The organism is Streptomyces sp. NPDC057682 (genome assembly GCF_042799575.1).
In the GTDB taxonomy this organism is placed as follows: domain Bacteria; phylum Actinomycetota; class Actinomycetes; order Streptomycetales; family Streptomycetaceae; genus Streptomyces.
This window is the reverse complement of record NZ_JBHVIN010000030.1, coordinates 1-19,738: the sequence shown is the minus strand read 5'-3', so window position 1 is coordinate 19,738 and position 19,738 is coordinate 1. Positions and strand designations below refer to the sequence as shown.

The window sequence follows — 19,738 nt, the reverse complement described above, 5'->3', positions numbered from 1 at the left end:
GGGCCCCACCAGACCCCACAGAGGCCTCCAGACGCCCTCCAGCCCCCTTCCCGACCGCACGAAGGGGCCGGCCACCCCCACCCTTCGACCGACACCCCACGACCGAGCCCTCCCCCTCCGCCCCCACCGCACCTCCACCACGGCGCCGACGCACCCCCGGACCGAGCCCAGCCACTCCCCCGCCCCGACGCCGCTCAGGGCGCGGGATCCGAACCCGTCCCCAGCCCCTTCCCGACCCCACCCGCATCTGACGCACAGGACCAGGACCGACCCCGGCCCCTTCCCCGCCCCGCCGCCGCCTGAGGCGCGCGGTCCAGGGCCAAACCCGGCCCCTCCCAGCCCCGCCGGCGTTTGAGGCGCGGGGTCCGGGGCAGCGCCCCGGTTTCGGGAAGGGGCGGGGAGGGGACCAAGCCCGCCGCAGGCGCACCCAGCCCCGCAACCGGCCCCGCAGGCCCCTACCCCCGCACCCGCCCCACCAGACCGCCGACCGCACCGCACCGCACCCCCGACCAAGCACAACGGCCGGGGCCGGACACCCATCGGTGCCCGGCCCCGGCCGCGAACGCGAAACCGCCTACTTCTTGCGGCGACGCCCCCCGCCACTCTTCTGCGCCTTCCGCCGCTCCGCCCGGGTGAGCCCGTCCGACTCGGACGCCGTACCACCGTCCCCGTTGGAGAAGTCGCCCTCGACGACCCCGCCCTCCCCGTCCACCGTGGGAGCGGAGAAGTGCAGCCGGTCCGGCCGCTGCGGAGCGTCGAGCCCCTTGGCCCGGATCTCCGGCCGCGCGGCCGGCACCGCGTCCTCCTTGGACAGCGATGTCGCCGCGTCCTGCACTGGAACCTCCTCGACCTGCTGCTCGACCTGGACCTCCAGGTTGAACAGGTAGCCGACGGACTCCTCCTTGATGCCCTCCATCATGGCGTTGAACATGTCGAAGCCCTCGCGCTGGTACTCGACCAGCGGGTCCTTCTGCGCCATGGCCCGCAGGCCGATGCCCTCCTGGAGGTAGTCCATCTCGTAGAGGTGCTCACGCCACTTGCGGTCCAGAACGGACAGCACCACGCGCCGCTCCAGCTCACGCATGATGTCCGAGCCGAGCGTCTTCTCCCGCTCGTCGTACTGCTCGTGGATGTCTTCCTTGACGGACTCGGCGATGAACTCGGCCGTGACACCGGCCAGGTCACCGGCCGTCTCCTCCAGCTCGGCGACGGTGACCTTCACCGGGTAGAGCTGCTTGAACGCGCCCCACAGCCGGTCCAGGTCCCACTCCTCGGCGAACCCCTCCGCCGTCTCCTGGCGGATGTAGTCGTCGATGGTGTCGTCCATGAAGTGGCGGATCTGCTCCTGCAGGTCCTCGCCCTCCAGGACGCGGCGCCGCTCGCCGTAGATGACCTCGCGCTGCCGGTTGAGCACCTCGTCGTACTTCAGGACGTTCTTGCGGGTCTCGAAGTTCTGCTGCTCGACCTGGGACTGCGCGGACGCGATGGCCCGGGTCACCATCTTGTTCTCGATCGGCACGTCGTCCGGCACGTTGGCCATCGACATCACGCGCTCGACCATCTGCGCCTTGAACAGACGCATCAGGTCGTCACCGAGCGACAGGTAGAAGCGGGACTCGCCCGGGTCGCCCTGACGGCCGGAACGACCGCGCAGCTGGTTGTCGATACGGCGCGACTCGTGCCGCTCGGTACCGAGGACGTACAGCCCGCCGAGGTCCTTGACCTCCTCGAACTCCGCCTTCACGGCCTGCTCGGCCTTCTCCAGCGCGGCGGGCAGCGCGGCCGCCCACTCCTCGACGTGCTCCACGGGGTCCAGACCGCGCTGGCGCAGCTCCGCCTCGGCGAGGTCGTCGGGGTTGCCGCCGAGCTTGATGTCGGTGCCTCGTCCGGCCATGTTCGTGGCGACCGTGACGGCGCCCTTGCGGCCGGCCTGGGCGACGATCGTCGCCTCACGGTCGTGCTGCTTGGCGTTGAGGACCTCGTGCTGCACACCGCGCTTGGAGAGCTGCTGCGAGAGGTACTCGGACTTCTCGACCGAGGTGGTGCCGACCAGGATCGGCTGGCCCTTCTCGTGCTTCTCCGCGATGTCGTCGACGACGGCGGCGAACTTCGCGACCTCGGTGCGGTAGATCAGGTCCGACTGGTCGACGCGCTGCATCGGCCGGTTGGTCGGGATCGGGACGACGCCCAGCTTGTAGATCTGGTGGAACTCGGCGGCCTCGGTCATCGCCGTACCGGTCATGCCGGAGAGCTTGCTGTAGAGGCGGAAGAAGTTCTGCAGGGTGATCGTGGCGAGCGTCTGGTTCTCATCCTTGATGTCCACCCCTTCCTTCGCCTCGATCGCCTGGTGCATGCCCTCGTTGTAGCGGCGGCCGGCGAGGATACGGCCGGTGTGCTCGTCGACGATCATGACTTCGCCGTCGATGACGACGTAGTCCTTGTCCTTCTTGAAGAGTTCCTTGGCCTTGATGGCGTTGTTGAGGTACCCGACGAGCGGCGTGTTCACCGACTCGTAGAGGTTCTCGATGCCGAGCCAGTCCTCGACCTTGGCGACACCGGGCTCGTGGATGGCCACGGTGCGCTTCTTCTCGTCGACCTCGTAGTCGCCGGTCTCCTCGATGCCCTTGAGGGGGTTGCCCGCCTCGCCCTTGGACAGACGGGTGACCAGCTTGGCGAAGTCGCCGTACCACTTGGTGGCCTGGTCGGCGGGGCCGGAGATGATCAGCGGCGTACGGGCCTCGTCGACCAGGATCGAGTCGACCTCGTCGACGATCGCGAAGTTGTGGCCGCGCTGGACCAGCTCGTCCTTCGACCACGCCATGTTGTCGCGGAGGTAGTCGAAGCCGAACTCGTTGTTCGTTCCGTACGTGATGTCGCGGCCGTACTGCTCGCGGCGCTCGGCCGGCGTCATGTTGGCGATGATGCAGCCGACGTCGAGGCCGAGGAACTTGTGGACGCGGCCCATCATCTCGGAGTCGCGGGAGGCCAGGTAGTCGTTCACCGTGATCAGGTGGACGCCCTTGCCGGAGAGCGCGTTGAGGTACGCGGGCAGCGTGCCGACGAGGGTCTTGCCCTCACCGGTCTTCATCTCGGCCACATAGCCGAGGTGCAGCGCGGCGCCGCCCATGATCTGGACGTCGTAGTGGCGCTGGCCGAGCACGCGCTTGGCGGCCTCGCGGACGGTCGCGAAGGCCTCGGGGAGCAGGTCGTCGAGGCTCTCGCCGTCGGCGTACCGCTCCTTGTACTCGTCGGTGAGCGCCCGCAGCTCGGCGTCGGAGAGGTTGACGAAGTCCTCTTCGATGGAGCTGACCTGGTCCGCGATGCGGTGCAGTTTGCGCAGGATCTTGCCTTCGCCTGCACGCATGAGCTTGTTGAAGACGGACACTGAGGCTGGTCTCCTTGCCGGTCGGGCCTGGGCACTGGGTCGTGTGATGGACACTGGCGCGGGCACGGCAGGTGGGCCCCACCGCAACGGCCATCGTAAGCGAGGACCCGGCCGCGCCGGGAGGGCTGCCGCCGCGTTGACCCCGCAGCGCCCCTCCGAGTCAACGGACGAAGGGCACCGAAGGTGCCGGGAAGCACGAAAAGTGCTCGCCCCGAAGCGGCCGCCTCACGAGAATCCGTCCATGGAGCCGATCACTCTCACCACCGAACGCCTGCTGCTTCGCCCCTTCGCCCCCGAGGACACCGACGCGGTCTACGAGGCTTGTCAGGACCCCGCCATCCAGCGCTGGACGGTCGTCCCCTCGCCGTATGCCCGCGACGACGCCGACACCTTCACCCGCCGCCTGGTGCCGGACGGCTGGCGCGACGACACCATGTACAACTTCGCCGTGGTCCCGCACGACGGCGGCGCGCTGGCCGGAGCGGTGGGCGTCCACCGCCGCCCGGATCCGGGAACGTTCGAGGTGGGCTACTGGACCACCCGTGAGCACAGACGCCGTGGCTACACGACGGAGGCCGTGCTCGCCGTCGCCCGCTGGGCCTTCACCGCACTGGGCTGCGACCGCCTGGAGTGGCGGGCCGAGGCGGGCAACGAGGCGTCGCGGGCCGTCGCGCTGGGCGCGGGCTTCCGCATGGAGGGCGACCAGCGGTCCGCCCTGGTCAACAAGGGGGTGCGGCGCGACGGCTGGCTCGGCTCGCTGCTTCCGTCCGACCTCGGTCTGCCGTCGGCCGTCGCGTACGTCCCGGACGGTGCCGCCGCTCCCCGGTGAGGGGAGTGCCGCCGACCGTGAACCGGCTTCCCGGCCCGACTGTCAGAGCCGCCCTCTAGGGTTCGGGTCATGACGCCTGTGCAGCCCCCCGCCGTCGAACTCTCCGCCGACCAGGCCCGCAGGATCGCGCTGCGGGCCCAGGGATTCCTGGGTGCTCCGGACCGCCGCTCCGGGGTGCCCGGGGTGCTGCGGCACCTGGGCGCGGTGCAGCTCGACACGATCTCCGTCCTCGCCCGCTCGCACGAGCTGATTCCGTACGCGCGCCTGGGCGCGGTCGGCCGCCGCCCCGTCGAGGAGGCGTACTGGTCGGGAGGCCGCGCCTTCGAGTACTGGTCGCACGCGGCCTGCATCCTCCCGGTCGAGGAGTGGCCCCACTTCGCGTTCCGCCGCCGCGCCTACCGCTCGCGCCCGCAGTGGCACCACGACCTTCCCGACGGGGCGTACGCGAGGGTGATCGACCAGCTGCGCGCCGAGGGCCCCCTGACGGCGACGGAGCTGGGCGGCGCGAAGAACGGCGGGGAGTGGTGGGACTGGTCGGCCTCGAAGGTGGCCGTCGAGCGCGCCCTGATGTACGGCGAGGTGGTCTGCACCGAGCGGCGCGGCTGGAAGCGGGTCTACGACCTGGCCGAGCGCGCCCTGCCGGACGCCGTGCTGCACGACGATCTGGACGACGCGGAGTGCCTGCGCCGGCTGGTGGCGCTGGCCGGGCAGTCGCTGGGCGTCGGCACCCGGGCGGACATCGCGGACTACCACCGCCTCAAGGGCGAGCAGTTCGACGCGGTGGTGGCGGACTCGGGGCTGGTCCCGGTGACGGTACGGGGCTGGTCCAAGCCGGCCTGGGCCGATCCCGCGGCCCTCGCCTCGGAGCCCCGGGGGCGTCACCGTACGACGCTGCTCTCGCCGTTCGACTCACTGGTGTGGGAGCGGGCGCGGACCGAGCGGATCTTCGGCTTCACGCACCGTCTGGAGGCGTACGTTCCCAAGCCCAAGCGGATCCACGGCTACTTCGCGATGCCGCTGCTGGCGGGGGGCCGGCTCCGGGGGCGGGTCGACCCGGCGCGGGAGGGGACGACGCTGGTCGCCCGGCAGGTGTCCCTCGCGGACGCGAAGGCGGTCGAGCCGATGGCACGCGCACTGGCGGAGGCCGCCACGTGGGTGGGGTGCACGGACGTGCGGCTGGAGCGGGTCGACGCACCGGAGCTGCGCACGGAGCTCGCCAAGGAGATCGGCCGGGTGCTGGCCTGAGCACTCCTTCCAAGGGACGCTACAGCCGGTTCACCGGATCTCCAGGATCTTCTCCCGCATGGCATAGACCACCGCTTCCATGCGGGAGTGCAGCTGGAGCTTCTCCAGAATGTTGCGGACGTGGTTCTTCACGGTGTTCTCGGAAATGAACAGCTCTTTCGCGATATCGCGATTGTTCATGCCCGTGGCGACGAGTTTCAGGACCTCCAGCTCGCGCTCGGTGAGCCGGGGCGCCGGAACGAGCCGCCGCTCGTCGGTCCGCTGGATCATCGACTTGAACTCGGTGAGCAGTTTGGACGCCATGGACGGACTGATCTGGGACTGCCCGTCGGCCACCGCGCGAATCGCGGTGGCGACCTCGTCCGTGGAGATCTCCTTGAGCAGATATCCGGTGGCACCGGCCTTGATCGCGTCGTAGAGGTCCGCCTCCTCGTCGCTGATCGTCAGCATGATGATCTTCGCGCTGGGGGCCACCTCCTTGATGGAGGTGCACGCCTCGATACCGCCGCGCTTGGGCATCCGGACGTCCATCAGAACGATGTCGGGCAGCAGATCGGCCGCCTTGTCGACCGCTTCGGCCCCGTCGCCCGCCTCGCCGACGACCTGGATGTCCTCCTCCTGCGCGAGGACGATCTCCAGCCCCCGGCGGAACAGGGCGTGGTCGTCGACCACCAGGACCCGGATCGGCTCCTTGCGGGAGCCTCCGTCGTCGTCCGCAGCGGCACGGGAGCGCCGCACGTCATCGGTATCGCGCGCGTCGCGTACGGGCCCGAAGGTGTCCGCCATCGTTCTTCCCCCTGAAGGCCACGGCCTGATTCGGACGGTCCGCCAACGGCAGTTCACAGCGCACCGATTGGCTTGGGCCGCCATGATTTCATGCCCGGACGGCGGTGCGGTGATCCCGTGGTCGCACGGGGGTGCCCCTGGGGGCGCACAGGGCGCTCCAGGGGCACCACGAGGTGAGGGCGTCAGCCGCCCAGCGCACCGCCGGCGCCGCCCGCCTCGTCGGCGGCCAGCGGGTCGGTCCTCAGGTGGATGACACCGTAGTCGTAGGCGTGTCGCCGGTAGACGACACTCGGTTCCTTCGATTCGGAATCGACGAACAGATAGAAGTCGTGACCGACCAGCTCCATCTCGTAGAGCGCCTGGTCCAGCGACATGGGCGCCGCGACATGCGTCTTCTCGCGCATCACCAGCGGTCCTTCGCCCTGCACTTCGAGCGAACCGATCCTGGTGGTGGGCACGGGCCGGTCGCCCTCGTCGGCGACCAGCTCGCCGTCACCGTTGAACGATGCCGCGTCCGGTACCGTTTCGCCGACCTCCGCAGCGGGCGTACGACCCGATCCCCGGCGGCTGTAGCGCTTGTCGTGCTGCTTGCGCAGCCGCGCCTCCAGCTTGCCGGTGGCCAGGTCCAGCGCTGCGTACGGGTCGCCTGCGGCCGCTTCCGCCCTGATGACCGGTCCACGCGAGCGGAGCGTGATCTCCACCCGGTCGGAACGGTCCGCCTGACGAGGATTCGGCTCCTTGGACACCTCCACGTCGAGGCTGATCACCTTGCCGTCGAACTTCTGGATCTTGTCCAGCTTCAGCTTCTCGGCCACGTGCTTGCGGAACCGCTCGGGCACCTCGGTCTTGCGGCCCTTGACGACGATGTCCACGCAGAACTCCGTTCCCGGATCGCTCCGCTCCCTGGCGGAGCATCTCCCTTTTGCACCAGGCCCCGGTGATGTCCGGAGCCGCGGACTCGGTGACTTCCACCTCCTCCTCCCCCATCGGGGAGGTCTCCATCCCACCGAATTTCCGGTTTCGGTCCACCGGTGGGTCGCCTGCCCGAAACCTGGTGGTGCATTCGCCGAGGTCTGGCATTCACCATTCCTCACAACCGAACATAGCCTGCCCGGCGGGATGTCGGCACCCGCTACTCGCACGTACCTCCGTTCAGGTCTTTTTACCCTCTCATCACCTGCAACGATGCAAGTTCAGTTCCAGTTCCGGTTTATTTCGAAGGCGGAGGGAGAAGCGGCCACGACCGCCGCGTGGCGGACCCCGGCGGCGCCCCGGTCCCCCGCCCGTCGCAGTGCCCGCGCCGCCTCGGTCAGCGAGGCCCCGGTGGTCAGCAGATCGTCCACGAGCACCACCCGTCCGGCGGCGAGCAGCCGCGCGCCACCGGGCACGACGCCCAGCGCACCGGTCAGATTGGCCAGCCGCTCCCGGGCCCCGAGCCCCGACTGGTCGGCCACCGGACGCCGCTGCCGCAGCACCCCGGCCACCCGGGCGGGGATCCCGGCCCGGCGCAGCTCGGCGGCGGCCGCCAGCGCGATCCGCCGGCCGGGATCGTGCCCGCGCGCGGCCACGGCACGACGGGCCGAGGGAACGGGCACGAGCAGCAGTGGACGCGGGTCCGGGTCCTTCCCCGCGCCGGACCGCACCGCACCCGCCAGCGCCCTGCCCGCGGCCCTGGAGAGACCGAGGGCGCCACGCTCCTTGTGGGCCAGCAGCACCGCGCGCACCGCGTTCCCGTACGCGGCCGCGGCGTGGACCACGGGCAGCCCGGCCGGCTCCGGATCGGGTCTCACCCGGCGCGGCGCCCCGCCGTACAGCTGGGCGCCGCACGCCTCGCACAGCTCCGTCCGCGGTCTGCCACAGCCCCCGCAGACCACCGGCAGGACCAGTCCGGCGATCTCCCGCCACCACCCGCGCATGGCTCCATGCTGCCCCCGCGGGAGCGGGGCTGCCACCCCTGTGGACAACGCCGGCCGAGGCCGTCCGCCGTCGGCGGTCAGCCCGGGTAGACCAGCGCGGAGCCCTCCTTGAGAACCGTCTGCCAGTTGTCGCCGGGCAGCAGTTTCACTATGCCGTAGCCGACCGCGTCCGCCATCAGCGGAAGCTGCTCGTCGTCGGCCGCGGCGATCGCCCGCACCTGGTTGACGCCGGGCAGCACCCCCGAGGTCGGCGTCGAACCGTCCGCCTGCACATAGCGGACCTGCTGGACCCCGCCCTCCTCGTTGCCGACCACCACGAGCCGGCTGCCGCCGGACCACGACATCGCGGTCACGTCCGCGAGCTGCGGGGCGGCCTGGCGCAGATCCGCCACGGAGACCTGTCCGCCGTCCTCCGGGCCGGTGCGCTCGATCCGGCCGATGTGCAGCGTCGTACGGTCGTCACGGGTCAGCAGCAGGGCGATGCGCACCCCGTCCGAGGAGAGCCGCAGGGCGGTGATCCGGCTGCCGTCGAGGCTGGGCACGGTGACTTCCTGGGGTTTGCCCTTCCCGCCCGCCAGCCGCAGCAGCCGCGCGTTCTCCGGGTCCCGGTCGGCGACCCAGAGATCGCCCCGACCGTCCCAGCTGGGCGCTGTCAGCCGGTCCTTGACGCGGGGGGCCTTGCTGGTCACCGACGGGACGGGCAGGTCGCCGTCCACGGCCAGGGAGGACACGTAGAGCGCGTCGCCCTGCTGCGAGACGGCCGCGGCGGACTGTTCGTCCCGGGCCACGCCGACCGCGCTCATCCGCAGCGGACCGCTGCCGAAGGGGCCGGTGACGGGCTCCGGGTCGCCGCTGCCCCGGGTGCTGCCCGGAATGCGCTCGACATGGCCCTTGCCGTCGATGAAGTACTGGCTCTCCGGCGCGCCCGAGGAACCGGTGGGGGCGTACCCCTCCGCCTGGTCGGCGTCGAGCACGCACAGCGGCGAACCGTCCGAACGCTGCAGTTCCACCTGCTCGACCCGCGCCGAGGTCAGGTCCCGCAGTGTGAAGAGAACCTGCGACGCCATCATCCGGCAGGAGCTCTGCCCGACCCCGTCGGCCTTCTTGTTGAGCGGCACCTTCAGCACGTTGCGGTCGTCGGGGGTGAGCGAGGTGACCCCCTTGCGCAGCGCCGTCCCGGCGGGAAAGCGCGATTCGACCACGGGGCTCAGCCACTCCGTCGGTCCGCTGAGCAGGCTGCGGACGGCCTGGGTCACGGTGTCGGTGCCGGTCGCGGGGTCGGTCCGGTTGCGCAGATAGACCGGGTCGGCGACCAGCGTGGACTTGGCGTCGCTGCGCCCCGTGGCGAAGTAGAACTTGTTGACCGAGCGGTAGAGCCGCTTGAAGTCGGACTGGCCGAGTATCAGCCCGTCCGGCACGAAGTCGATGCGCCACTCCTTGCCGTCCGGACCGTTCTCCCGCACCAGGTGCAGCGTGCGGGAGAACTCCGTCGGCGCGAGCGGCTGGTAGGCGTTCTGGGCGTCGACCGTGGCCACCTTCTCGCCGGTCAGCGTGTAGGTCACCTCGTCGGTGCGGCGGTCGCCCTCGTGGATCGGGCGGTCGCTCCGGTTCGGTGCCTTGGCCAGCACCGTGGTCAGCTCGCCCGGCTTCCACCGGCTCGACGCCTCCTTGGTCAGGTACTGGCGCGTCGTACGGAAGTCCGAGTCGTCACTGGTCATCGACTCCAGGAAGCCGTCGACCACCTCGTTGGGCGTGGCACCGTCACGCGGCGCCACGGCGTACACCTGGACCTGCGAGTCACCGGGCTGCGAGGCGTCCACCGCCTTCACGTCCCCGGTGACGGGCATGGAGCCACAGGCGGTCAGCAGCAGCATCCCGCCGCAGCCGAGCAGTACGGTCATGCCCGCCGCGTGTCCGCGGCCGTCACGGCGACGGTCAGTGCCCACGAGTCGTGTCCTCCCGCCCCCGGTCCTGCCCGGGAGAGTCGTTGTGACGGGCCGGGCGCTCCTCGGCGGAGCGCGGCACCACCCGGGCACCGCTGCCCGGCAGTGCCGCCGGGTGCACCGAGGCCGGTGCGGTCCGGGCGGAGACGGGCAGCGCGGAACGGTCGGTGCCGGGCGGCTGGGTGGGAACCGTCATCAGCCGGTGCTCGCCGCCCCGGGCGGGCGTGCTCCCCGACCGCTCACGGTTCTCCCGGTTGCTCCGCGAGTCCTCGGGCTCCAGCGGTATCGGCGAACCGCGGAGCGGCTCGTCCGCCGTACGCGGCAGCGTCAGCCGGAACTGCGAGCCGCCGCCCGGCTCGCCCCAGGCCTGCAGCCAGCCGCCGTGCAGACGTGCGTCCTCGACGGCGATGGACAGACCGAGGCCGGTGCCGCCGGTGGTCCGGGCGCGGGCCGGGTCGGCCCGCCAGAAGCGGTTGAAGACCCGCGTCGCCTCGCCGGGCTTCAGCCCCACGCCGTAGTCCCGGACGGCCACGGCGACCGCGCCTCCGGCCGCTCCCATCCGCACCACGACGTCACGGCCCTCACCGTGCTCAACGGCGTTGACGACCAGATTGCGCAGCACCCGCTCCACACGGCGCGCGTCGGCCTCCGCGATCACCGGCTGCTCGTCGCCGACGACCCTGATCCGGGTCCCCTTGCGCTCGGCCAGCGGCTCGGCACCACCGATCACCCGGTGAACGACCTGGCGGAGGTCTATCGGCTCGGCCTCCAGCGCCGCGGCTCCCGCGTCGAACCGGCTGATCTCCAGCAGATCGGAGAGCAGCGACTCGAAACGGTCGAGCTGGTCCCCGAGCAGTTCCGCGGAGCGCGCGGTGACCGGGTCGAAGTCGACCCGTGCCTCGTGGATGACATCGGCGGCCATCCGCACGGTCGTCAGCGGGGTCCGCAGCTCGTGCGAGACGTCCGAGACGAACCGCCGCTGCATCCGGGACAGCTCCTCCAACTGTTGGATCTTCAGCTGGAGGTTCTGCGCCATCTTGTTGAAGGCCTCGCCGAGCCGGGCGATGTCGTCCTCGCCGGTGACCTTCATCCGTTCCTGGAGCCGCCCGGCCGACAGCCGTTCGGCGATGCCCGCCGCCATGCGCACGGGCGTGACGACCTGGCGCACCACGAACCACGCGATGGCCCCGAGCAGCACGACCACGAACAGTCCCGCGGTCGCCAGAGTGCCCTTGACCAGGTTCAGCGACTTCTCCTCCTGCGTCAGCGGGAAGACGTAGTACAGCTGGTACGGATTGCGGTCGATGTCGTAGAGCCGCTTGCCGACGACGAGGCCGGGCTGCGACTCGTGGTCGTTCGAGTACTTGATCCGGGCATACGTCTGGTACGCCCCCGGGCCCTTGTTCACCGAGTCGCGCAGCTTCTGCGGAATGCTCGCCGCCTCGACGCTGCCGGAGCCGCGCGGAGCGCGGGAACCCTCGTCCGCGCTGAGCGCCACGACGTTGAACGCGTTCTTCCCGCCACTGGCGAGCTGGTCGACCAGCTCGGTCCGCCAGGAGTTGTTCGCCGTCACCCCGTCGGCGGGGTCATCGCCCTGGCCGCCGAGGTTGAGGGGGTTCGCCTTGTCCTGAGCGGCGGCGAAGCCACCCGCGGCCTGGGTCTGGGCCGCCTTGCTCTTGGCGTCCAGCAGCCCGTTGCGCACCTGGCCGATCACGACGAGACCGAGCAGCAGCACCACACCGAGCGACATCAGCAGCGTGCCGGCGACGACGCGCAGCTGGAGATTGCGCCGCCACAGCCGGACCGCGGGCAGCAGCGGACGCCGCACCCAGCGCATCAGAAGCCTGGGCAGCGGCCCGCCGGGCGCCCGGTCCCGGAACAACCGGCCGCCCTGCAGGAAGCGCCCCAGCGGAGACGACGTGTGCCCCGAACCGGCAGCCCGCTCCGTACGGACTCCCGGCTCCCCGGGCTTCGGAGCAGTGCTGCCCAGGGTCATATCAGCTCGGTCCGGCCTTGTAACCGACACCACGGACGGTCACCACGATCTCCGGCCGCTCCGGGTCCTTCTCGACCTTGGAGCGGAGCCGCTGCACATGCACGTTCACCAGCCGGGTGTCGGCGGCATGGCGGTAGCCCCAGACCTGCTCCAGGAGCACCTCACGGGTGAAGACCTGCCACGGCTTCCGGGCGAGCGCGACCAGCAGGTCGAACTCCAGCGGGGTCAGGGCGATGGACTGCCCGTCCCTCTTCACCGAGTGACCGGCCACGTCTATGACCAGGTCACCGATGGTGAGCTGCTCCGGTGCCGGCTCCTCGGACCTGCGCAGACGTGCCCTGATCCGGGCCACCAGCTCCTTAGGTTTGAACGGCTTGACGATGTAGTCGTCGGCCCCGGACTCCAGGCCCACGACCACGTCAACCGTGTCGCTCTTGGCAGTGAGCATGACGATCGGCACGCCGGATTCGGCCCTGATGAGCCTGCAGACCTCGATGCCGTCCCGTCCGGGCAGCATGAGGTCGAGCAGGACCAGGTCCGGCTTCGCTTCACGAAATGCAGCAAGTGCCTTGTCGCCGTCCGCTACGAACGACGGCTCGAAACCCTCACCACGCAGCACAATCCCGAGCATCTCGGCCAGTGCGGTGTCGTCGTCGACGACAAGGACGCGTCCCTTCATAATCGACATCATCCCATTAGCTAATCGTTACCTGCGATGATCTGGCACACAGCTCTGCCAGCCCGACCCCCGTGACCGGGGAGATTACGCCCTCTTCCGTGACGATCGCCGTGACGAGTTCCGGCGGTGTGATGTCGAACGCGGGGTTGTACGCAGGGGTTCCCACCGGTGCCACGGACACCGGCCCACCTCCACGCCCACCGGCCGCACCCTGCGGGAATGTGACCTCCGTCACCTCACTCGCGGCACGCTGCTCGACCGTGATCGCCGCACCGTCCGCAGTCCGCAGATCCACGGTCGTGGTCGGCGCCACCACGATGAACGGCACATGGTGGTACTTGGCCAGCACCGCCAGCGGATAGCTCCCCACCTTGTTGGCCACCGACCCGTCCGCGGCGATGCGGTCCGCCCCGATGAGCACCGCGTCCACCTCCCCCGCGGCGAACAGCGACCCCGCCGCATTGTCCGTGAGCAGGCTGTACGGCATCCCGTTGCGCGCCGCCTCGTAAGCCGTCAGCCGGGCACCCTGCAGCAGCGGACGGGTCTCGTCCACCCACAGACGCCTGAGCCGGCTCGCCCGGTGCGCGCCGAGCGCCACCGCGAAGGCCGTTCCCTCACCGCCCGATACCAGCGCCCCGGTATTGCAGTGCGTGAGGAGTCGGTGACTTCCGCCCGGCAGCAGCTCTTCGAGCAGGGCCAGCCCGTACTCCGCCATGCGCCCGCTGGCCTCGGCGTCCTCCCGGTGCAGCGCCCGGGCCTCCGCGAGAGCGGTCGCGGCGGCCTGCTCGGGACCGGCTCCCTTGTCCACGGCCGCCCAGTACGCCCCGGCGGCCCGGCGCACGCCGTACCCGAGGTTCACCGCGGTGGGCCGCGCCTGCTCCAGCAGCTCCGCGGCCTCGGCGACGTCGTACCCCCGCACGGCGGCGAGAGCCACTCCGTAGGCCCCCGCGATGCCCAGCAGGGGCGCGCCCCGCACCGCGAGCGTCCGGATGGCCTCCACCAGCGCCGGAACATCGGTACACGCCAGCTCGGCCTCCTCGGCAGGCAGCCGGGTCTGGTCGAGGAGCACCAGCACGGGCCCTTCCGGCGGCTCGTCCCAGCGGAGTACGGGAAGGGCGGAGGGCTCGCTGCCCACCGGCGTTTGCGCATCCTGATCAGCCATCCGCCCAGTCTGCCCCGCCCGTCACTCGCACAGGAAGAAACCGCCGAGATACCAGGGAGATCCGGGGCCCGGCCCGCACCGGAGTGACGCGTGGCACGATGGCTGCCAACCTGACGCCCCGGTACGCGGACAGGACCGTGAAGGAGCGAGCAATGAACAACACTCCGGGCTGGGCCTCGCCCGGATCCGCCCCCTCCGACGACCAGGAGCCGGGCGTCCCCCGCCCCTCCGGTCCCGCCGACGGCTCCCCCGCGGGGAACTGGTCCTCCGCGCAGCCGCCGGCCGGGCAGTGGTCCCCGCCGAGCGCTTCCACGCCCGGACCCGGCGTCCCGCCTCCTCCTCCCGGCTGGGGTGTCCCCCCGCAGGGTCCCGGCCGGTACCACCCGCCGACCGCGGCCAAGCCCGGTGTCATCCCCCTGCGCCCCCTGGGCGTCGGCGAGATCCTGGACGGCGCCGTGTCCGCCATGCGGGCCCACTGGCGCACCGTCCTCGGCATCACGCTCGCCGTGTCGGTGGTCGCCCAGACCGCCAATCTGCTCATCCAGCGCTATCTCCTGCCGGACCCCCCGGCGATCGACCGGAACGCGACCGGCTCGGAAGCCCTGCGGCAGGCGAGTGAGGCCTTCCGCTCCAGCCTCCTGAACACCACGCCTCCGATGCTGATCGGCATGCTCGCCACGATCTTCACGACCGCCGTGCTGACCGTGGTGATCAGCCGCTCGGTTCTCGGCCGGCCCGTCACGCTCGGCGACGCCTGGGCCGAGGCCCGGTCCCGGCTGCTTCCGCTGCTGGGTCTGACGGTCCTCCTGGCCCTCATCGCGGGCGCGATCATGACCGTGGGCATCCTGCCGGGCTTCCTGCTGGGCGACACGGCCGGTGTCGGGCTCGCCTTCCTCGGGCTGCTGGCCGCGATCGTGGTCTTCCTCTGGCTGATGGTCCGCCTCTCCCTCGCCTCCCCCGCGCTGATGCTGGAACGGCAGTCGATCGCCTCCTCGATGCGACGCTCCGCCAAGCTCGTGCGCGGCGCGTGGTGGCGCGTCTTCGGCATCCTGGCGCTCACCGTCCTGCTGACCTTCGTCGTGACGCTGGTGATCGGCATCCCGTTCGGGCTGATCGCCGCAAGCGTCGACGGAGGCGGCCTGAGCGCCTTCGCCACCGGCGAGACCACCGAATTCGGCTGGCCCTTCCTGATCGTCTCGGCCATCGGGGACGTGGTCATCTCCACGATCACCTACCCGCTGTCCGCAGGCGTCGTGGCCCTTCTCTACGTGGATCAGCGCATCCGCCGCGAGGCCCTGGACCTCGAACTCGCACGGGCAGCCGGGCTGCCGGGCTACGACGACAGGAGCTGACACCGTGTCGGGGGCGGGAGGCACAACGGCGGCACGACTGATCATCCGGGCAAGCGGTGACGTTCCCGTGGACACTCCACGGGCACCCGCACGCGAGGCGGCACAGCGGGAACTGTCCGATCCGAAGTACCACGAGAACGATCCGAACCTGCTCCAACGAGCGATGGACCACCTGTGGACCTGGATCGGCGATCTCCTCTCCGCCGCTTCCGGGGCTGCCCCGGGCGGCCCCGTCGGACTGGTCGTCCTCGTACTGATCGTCATCGCCCTCGTCGCCGCGCTCGTATGGCGCCTCGGTTCCCCCCAGCGCATCCCGACGCCACGGGACGCCCTCTTCGAGAGCGGCCCCCGCAGCGCCTCGGAACACCGCGCCGCCGCCGACGCGCACGCCGCCGCGGGCCGCTGGAACCAAGCCGTCCAGGAGCGGATGCGGGCGATCGTCCGTTCTCTGGAGGAACGCGCCCTGCTCGACCCACGCCCAGGGCGCACCGCCGACGAGGCCGCCGCGGAGGCCGGCCGCGTCCTGCCCGGCCACGCCCCCCGACTCCGTTCCGCCGCGCGGGAGTTCGACGACGTCACATACGGCGGCCGCTCCGCCGGCCGGCAGGCGTACCTCACCCTCCGGACCCTTGACCTCGACCTCGAATCCACCACTCCGGACCTGGCCGGCGCGCACCCGGGAGCCGCCGGATGAGCACGGCCACCACCACTCCCTCCACCTCCGCCTCGCCCACCGCGCGCCAGGTCTGGACCCGCACCCGTGGGGTGCTGCTGGCCCTCGTGGTCCTCCTCGTCGCAGCCACGGGTCTGGCCGCCACCCGTTCCGGCGAGCAACACGGCCGGCTCGACCCCCGCTCCGCCGACCGCTACGGCAGCCGGGCCGTGGCCGAACTTCTCAAGGACCGCGGCGTGTCCGTCCGTGTGGTCACCACCCTCGAAGCCGCCATGACCTCGGCCGATCCCGACACCACGCTGCTCGTCAGCGCCCCCAACCTGCTGACACCGAACCAGCGGCACACGCTCCACGGGGCGACCACCGGCACGGGAGGCCGCACCGTGCTCCTGGCCCCCGGCCCCGCCGCGGCAAGCGAGCTGGCCCCCGGGGTCCGTGTCGGCTCCCCCGCCCCGGTCACCCCCCGGCCTCCGGACTGTTCGCTGCCCGCCGCCCTTCGAGCGGGCGCGGCGGAAACAGGCGGCTTCCGCTACACGGCCGACAACCCGGACTCCCTCGCGTGCTACCCGGTGGACAGCACGTCCTCCCTGCTCGTCCTCAGCGAGAGGGAAGCGGGCGACACCGTCCTGCTGGGCGCCCCCGACCTCCTGTACAACGAACGTCTCGACCACGAGGGCAACGCCTCCCTTGCTCTCCAACTTCTCGGCTCCCGACCGCATCTCGTCTGGTACATCCCTTCACTCAGCGACCCCTCCACCGGAAACGGCGGCGAAGGAGATGACAACGGCACGGACAGCGACGGGACGGAAGGCGAGAGCGGCTTCCTCGATCTCATTCCGTCGGGCTGGCTCTGGGGCACCCTCCAACTCGCCCTCGCCGCCGTCTTGGCCGCGATCTGGCGGGCCCGGCGTCTGGGCCCGGTGATCGTGGAACGGCTGCCCGTGGCCATCCGGGCCTCCGAGTCCACCGAGGGCCGCGCCCGTCTCCAGCGCAAGGCCAACGCCCGGGACCGTGCGGCCGCGTCCTTGCGCCGGGCCACCCGCACCCGGCTGGCCCCTCTCGTCGGCGTCCCCCTCCGCGACGCCCACTCCCCCGCGGAACTCCTTCCGGCCGTGTCCGTGCGCATCGGCCCCTCCGACAGCGATCTCCACGCGCTGCTGTTCGGTCAGGCCCCCACCGACGACGCGGCCCTCGTGCTCCTGGCAGATCGACTCGACACCCTCGAAAGAGAGGTCCGTACCTCATGAGCGCCCCGCTCCCCACTCCCGCCGGGACCACCGGCACCGTCGCCGACGATGCCGCGGCCCGCGCCTCCCTGGAGGCGCTGCGCTCCGAGATCGCCAAGGCCGTGGTCGGCCAGGACCCGGCGGTCACCGGACTCGTCGTCGCCCTTCTCTGCCGCGGCCACGTACTTCTCGAAGGTGTCCCCGGGGTGGCCAAGACGCTCCTGGTGCGTGCGCTCGCGGCGTCATTGGAACTCGACACCAAACGCGTCCAGTTCACCCCCGATCTGATGCCGAGCGACGTCACCGGCTCGCTCGTCTACGACGCCCGCACGGCGGAGTTCTCCTTCCAGCCCGGCCCGGTGTTCACCCATCTGCTGCTGGCCGACGAGATCAACCGGACACCCCCCAAGACCCAGTCCTCTCTTCTTGAGGCGATGGAGGAACGACAGATCACGGTCGACGGGGTTTCCCGCCCCCTGCCGGACCCCTTCCTCGTCGCCGCCACACAGAACCCCGTCGAGTACGAGGGCACCTACCCCCTGCCCGAGGCCCAACTGGACCGCTTCCTCCTCAAGCTGACGGTGCCGCTGCCCTCCCGCGACGACGAGATCAACGTCCTGACCCGCCATGCCCAGGGCTTCAATCCCCGAGACCTGGACGCGGCGGGCATACGCCCCGTCGCCGGGCCCGCCGACCTGGAAGCCGCACGAGCGGCTGTCGCCAGGACCTCGGTCTCTCCGGAGATCGCCGGCTATGTCGTCGATATCTGTCGTACCACGCGTGAATCCCCCTCACTCACCCTCGGCGTCTCACCCCGAGGTGCTACCGCTCTGCTGTCCACGGCCCGCGCGTGGGCCTGGTTGACCGGTCGCGACTACGTCACCCCCGACGACGTGAAGGCGCTTGCTCTCCCCACGCTTCGGCACCGCATCCAATTGCGACCGGAGGCGGAGATGGAGGGAGTCACCCCGGACTCCGTCATCACCGCTGTCCTCGCTCATGTCCCCGTACCCCGTTGAGGCGGTGAACCGTGGCCCTCACCGGACGCTCCGCCCTACTGGCCGCCCTGGGGTCACTCCCCGTAGGCATCCTGGCCCCGAGCTGGACGGGCCTGCTCGCGGTCAATGCCCCGCTCTCGCTAGCAATTCTGTGCGACTATGCCCTGGCAGCGCCAGTGCGACCGCTGCAGTTCACCCGATCCGGTGATACAACCGTTCGACTCGGCGAGGCGGCCGAGGTGCAACTCACCGTAGTCAATCCTTCCCGCCGTCGGCTCCGCGCACACCTGCGGGACGCCTGGCCGCCCAGCAGCTGGCTCCCCGGCGCGGCCCACGACGCGTCCCGCCATACGCTCGACGTCCCGGCCGGCGAACGCCGCCGCGTCACTTCCCTCCTGCGTCCCACGCGCCGCGGTGACCGCCGTGCGGAGCAGGTCACCGTCCGCTCCTACGGCCCGCTGGGCCTGGCCGCGCGTCAGGGGAACCATCGGGTCCCGTGGACCGTGCGCGTGCTCCCCGCGTTCTCCAGCCGCAAGCATCTGCCGTCCCGACTCGCCCGTCTGCGTGAACTCGACGGGCGCACGAGCGTCCTCACCCGGGGCGAAGGCACGGAGTTCGACAGCCTGCGCCCGTATGTGCCCGGCGACGACACCAGGTCGATCGACTGGCGGGCCACTGCCCGCCAGTCGGCGGTGGCGGTGAGGACGTGGCGTCCGGAACGCGACCGTCACATCCTGGTGGTCCTGGACACCGGCCGTACGTCGGCCGGCCGGGTCGGCGACGTGCCCCGTCTCGATGCGTCCATGGATGCGACGCTGCTTCTGACCGCCCTCGCTTCACGTGCGGGCGACCGTGTGGACGTTCTCGCCTATGACCGCCGGGTCCGGGCCCATGTCCGGGGCGGCGGAGCCTCGGGCGCCGTCCTGTCGGCCGTGGTGGAGGCGCTGGCGCCCCTGGAACCGGAACTGGTGGAAACGGATGCCCGTGGTCTCTGCGTCGAGGCTTCGGCGCACGCCCCGCGCAGGTCGTTGATCGTCCTGCTGACCAGCCTGGACGCGGCACCCATCGAGGAGGGGCTCCTCCCTGTGCTTCCACGTCTGACTCGGCGCCACACCGTACTGGTGGCTGCGGTACGCGATCCCCGTATCGAGGAGATGGCCGGCGCCAGGGGCACAGTGGACGCGGTGTACGAAGCAGCTGCCGGGGCCCGAGCCCAGGATCAGCGTCGCCGGACGGCCGAGCAGTTGCAGCGGCACGGAGTGGTGGTCGTCGATGCGACACCGGCCGCTCTCCCGCCGGCGCTTGCGGATGCCTATCTGTCTCTCAAGGCGTCCGGGCGCCTCTAGATACGTCAGGCCCCGGACGCAAAAGGACCCGGGTCGCACCAGCCAGCGAAGAACTGGTCTGGTGCGACCCGGGTCCAAGAAGGTCCTGAAACGCAGAAAAGCCCCGTGCCAACGGCACGGGGCTTTCCCACAAAGATTGTTCGGCGGCGTCCTACTCTCCCACAGGGTCCCCCCTGCAGTACCATCGGCGCTGAAAGGCTTA

General features: G+C 71.0%; 15 protein-coding genes. 7 read left to right on the top strand and 8 right to left on the bottom strand.

Features of this window, described 5'->3' with window-relative positions:
• Nucleotides 1–574 precede the first annotated feature (574 nt).
• Entirely contained in the window at nt 575–3,385 is a 2,811-nt protein-coding gene (gene secA, locus ACFVDM_RS36985) for a preprotein translocase subunit SecA (RefSeq protein WP_383651078.1), read from the bottom strand.
• A 241-nt stretch (nt 3,386–3,626) separates the two neighbouring features.
• On the opposite strand from secA, the gene ACFVDM_RS36980 reads away from it, so the two are divergent.
• Together ACFVDM_RS36980 and ACFVDM_RS36975 are read left to right on the top strand one after the other, a co-directional pair.
• Nucleotides 3,627–4,214, top strand: a complete 588-nt coding sequence (locus ACFVDM_RS36980; protein ID WP_383651077.1) for a GNAT family N-acetyltransferase — start codon at nt 3,627–3,629, stop codon at nt 4,212–4,214.
• 69 nt (nt 4,215–4,283) lie between these two features.
• A complete protein-coding gene (locus ACFVDM_RS36975; RefSeq protein WP_383651076.1) occupies nt 4,284–5,459 on the top strand; it encodes a winged helix-turn-helix domain-containing protein in 1,176 nt (391 codons plus the stop codon).
• Between the two features lie 30 nt (nt 5,460–5,489).
• On the opposite strand, the gene ACFVDM_RS36970 is transcribed toward ACFVDM_RS36975, so the two are convergent.
• The 7 genes from ACFVDM_RS36970 to mtnA all read right to left on the bottom strand — a co-directional run bounded on the left by ACFVDM_RS36970 (nt 5,490) and on the right by mtnA (nt 13,941).
• Complete coding sequence (locus tag ACFVDM_RS36970) at nt 5,490–6,245, bottom strand: response regulator (protein ID WP_383651075.1); 756 nt, start codon at nt 6,243–6,245, stop codon at nt 5,490–5,492.
• Nucleotides 6,246–6,427: 182 nt separating this feature from the next.
• Nucleotides 6,428–7,117, bottom strand: a complete 690-nt coding sequence (hpf, locus tag ACFVDM_RS36965) for a ribosome hibernation-promoting factor, HPF/YfiA family (protein WP_383651074.1) — start codon at nt 7,115–7,117, stop codon at nt 6,428–6,430.
• Nucleotides 7,118–7,438: 321 nt separating this feature from the next.
• Nucleotides 7,439–8,161 carry a ComF family protein gene (locus ACFVDM_RS36960; RefSeq protein ID WP_383651073.1) on the bottom strand — a complete coding sequence of 241 codons (723 nt, stop codon included), beginning with the start codon at nt 8,159–8,161 and terminating at the stop codon, nt 7,439–7,441.
• A gap of 77 nt (nt 8,162–8,238) precedes the next feature.
• Nucleotides 8,239–10,062, bottom strand: a complete 1,824-nt coding sequence (locus ACFVDM_RS36955; RefSeq protein WP_383651098.1) for an LpqB family beta-propeller domain-containing protein — start codon at nt 10,060–10,062, stop codon at nt 8,239–8,241.
• Nucleotides 10,063–10,096: 34 nt separating this feature from the next.
• Nucleotides 10,097–12,100 carry an MtrAB system histidine kinase MtrB gene (gene mtrB, locus ACFVDM_RS36950; RefSeq protein WP_383651072.1) on the bottom strand — a complete coding sequence of 668 codons (2,004 nt, stop codon included), beginning with the start codon at nt 12,098–12,100 and terminating at the stop codon, nt 10,097–10,099.
• A gap of 1 nt (nt 12,101) precedes the next feature.
• Nucleotides 12,102–12,791, bottom strand: a complete 690-nt coding sequence (gene mtrA, locus ACFVDM_RS36945; protein WP_187740742.1) for a two-component system response regulator MtrA — start codon at nt 12,789–12,791, stop codon at nt 12,102–12,104.
• Nucleotides 12,792–12,795: 4 nt separating this feature from the next.
• Entirely contained in the window at nt 12,796–13,941 is a 1,146-nt protein-coding gene (gene mtnA, locus ACFVDM_RS36940) for an S-methyl-5-thioribose-1-phosphate isomerase (RefSeq protein ID WP_383651071.1), read from the bottom strand.
• A gap of 152 nt (nt 13,942–14,093) precedes the next feature.
• On the opposite strand from mtnA, the gene ACFVDM_RS36935 reads away from it, so the two are divergent.
• The 5 genes from ACFVDM_RS36935 to ACFVDM_RS36915 are packed head-to-tail and all read left to right on the top strand — an operon-like array spanning nt 14,094 to nt 19,536.
• Nucleotides 14,094–15,293, top strand: a complete 1,200-nt coding sequence (locus ACFVDM_RS36935) for a glycerophosphoryl diester phosphodiesterase membrane domain-containing protein (protein WP_383651070.1) — start codon at nt 14,094–14,096, stop codon at nt 15,291–15,293.
• 4 nt (nt 15,294–15,297) lie between these two features.
• Nucleotides 15,298–15,987 (top strand): DUF4129 domain-containing protein, encoded by a 690-nt coding sequence (locus tag ACFVDM_RS36930; RefSeq protein WP_383651069.1) that lies wholly within the window; start codon nt 15,298–15,300, stop codon nt 15,985–15,987.
• A complete protein-coding gene (locus ACFVDM_RS36925; protein WP_383651068.1) occupies nt 15,984–17,213 on the top strand; it encodes a DUF4350 domain-containing protein in 1,230 nt (409 codons plus the stop codon). The genes ACFVDM_RS36930 and ACFVDM_RS36925 overlap by 4 nt, the downstream gene beginning before the upstream one ends.
• Complete coding sequence (locus ACFVDM_RS36920) at nt 17,210–18,211, top strand: AAA family ATPase (RefSeq protein WP_383651067.1); 1,002 nt, start codon at nt 17,210–17,212, stop codon at nt 18,209–18,211. Before ACFVDM_RS36925 ends, ACFVDM_RS36920 begins: the two co-directional genes overlap by 4 nt.
• A gap of 11 nt (nt 18,212–18,222) precedes the next feature.
• Nucleotides 18,223–19,536, top strand: coding sequence for a DUF58 domain-containing protein (locus ACFVDM_RS36915; protein ID WP_383651066.1), 1,314 nt, complete (start codon nt 18,223–18,225; stop codon nt 19,534–19,536).
• Nucleotides 19,537–19,738 lie beyond the last annotated feature (202 nt).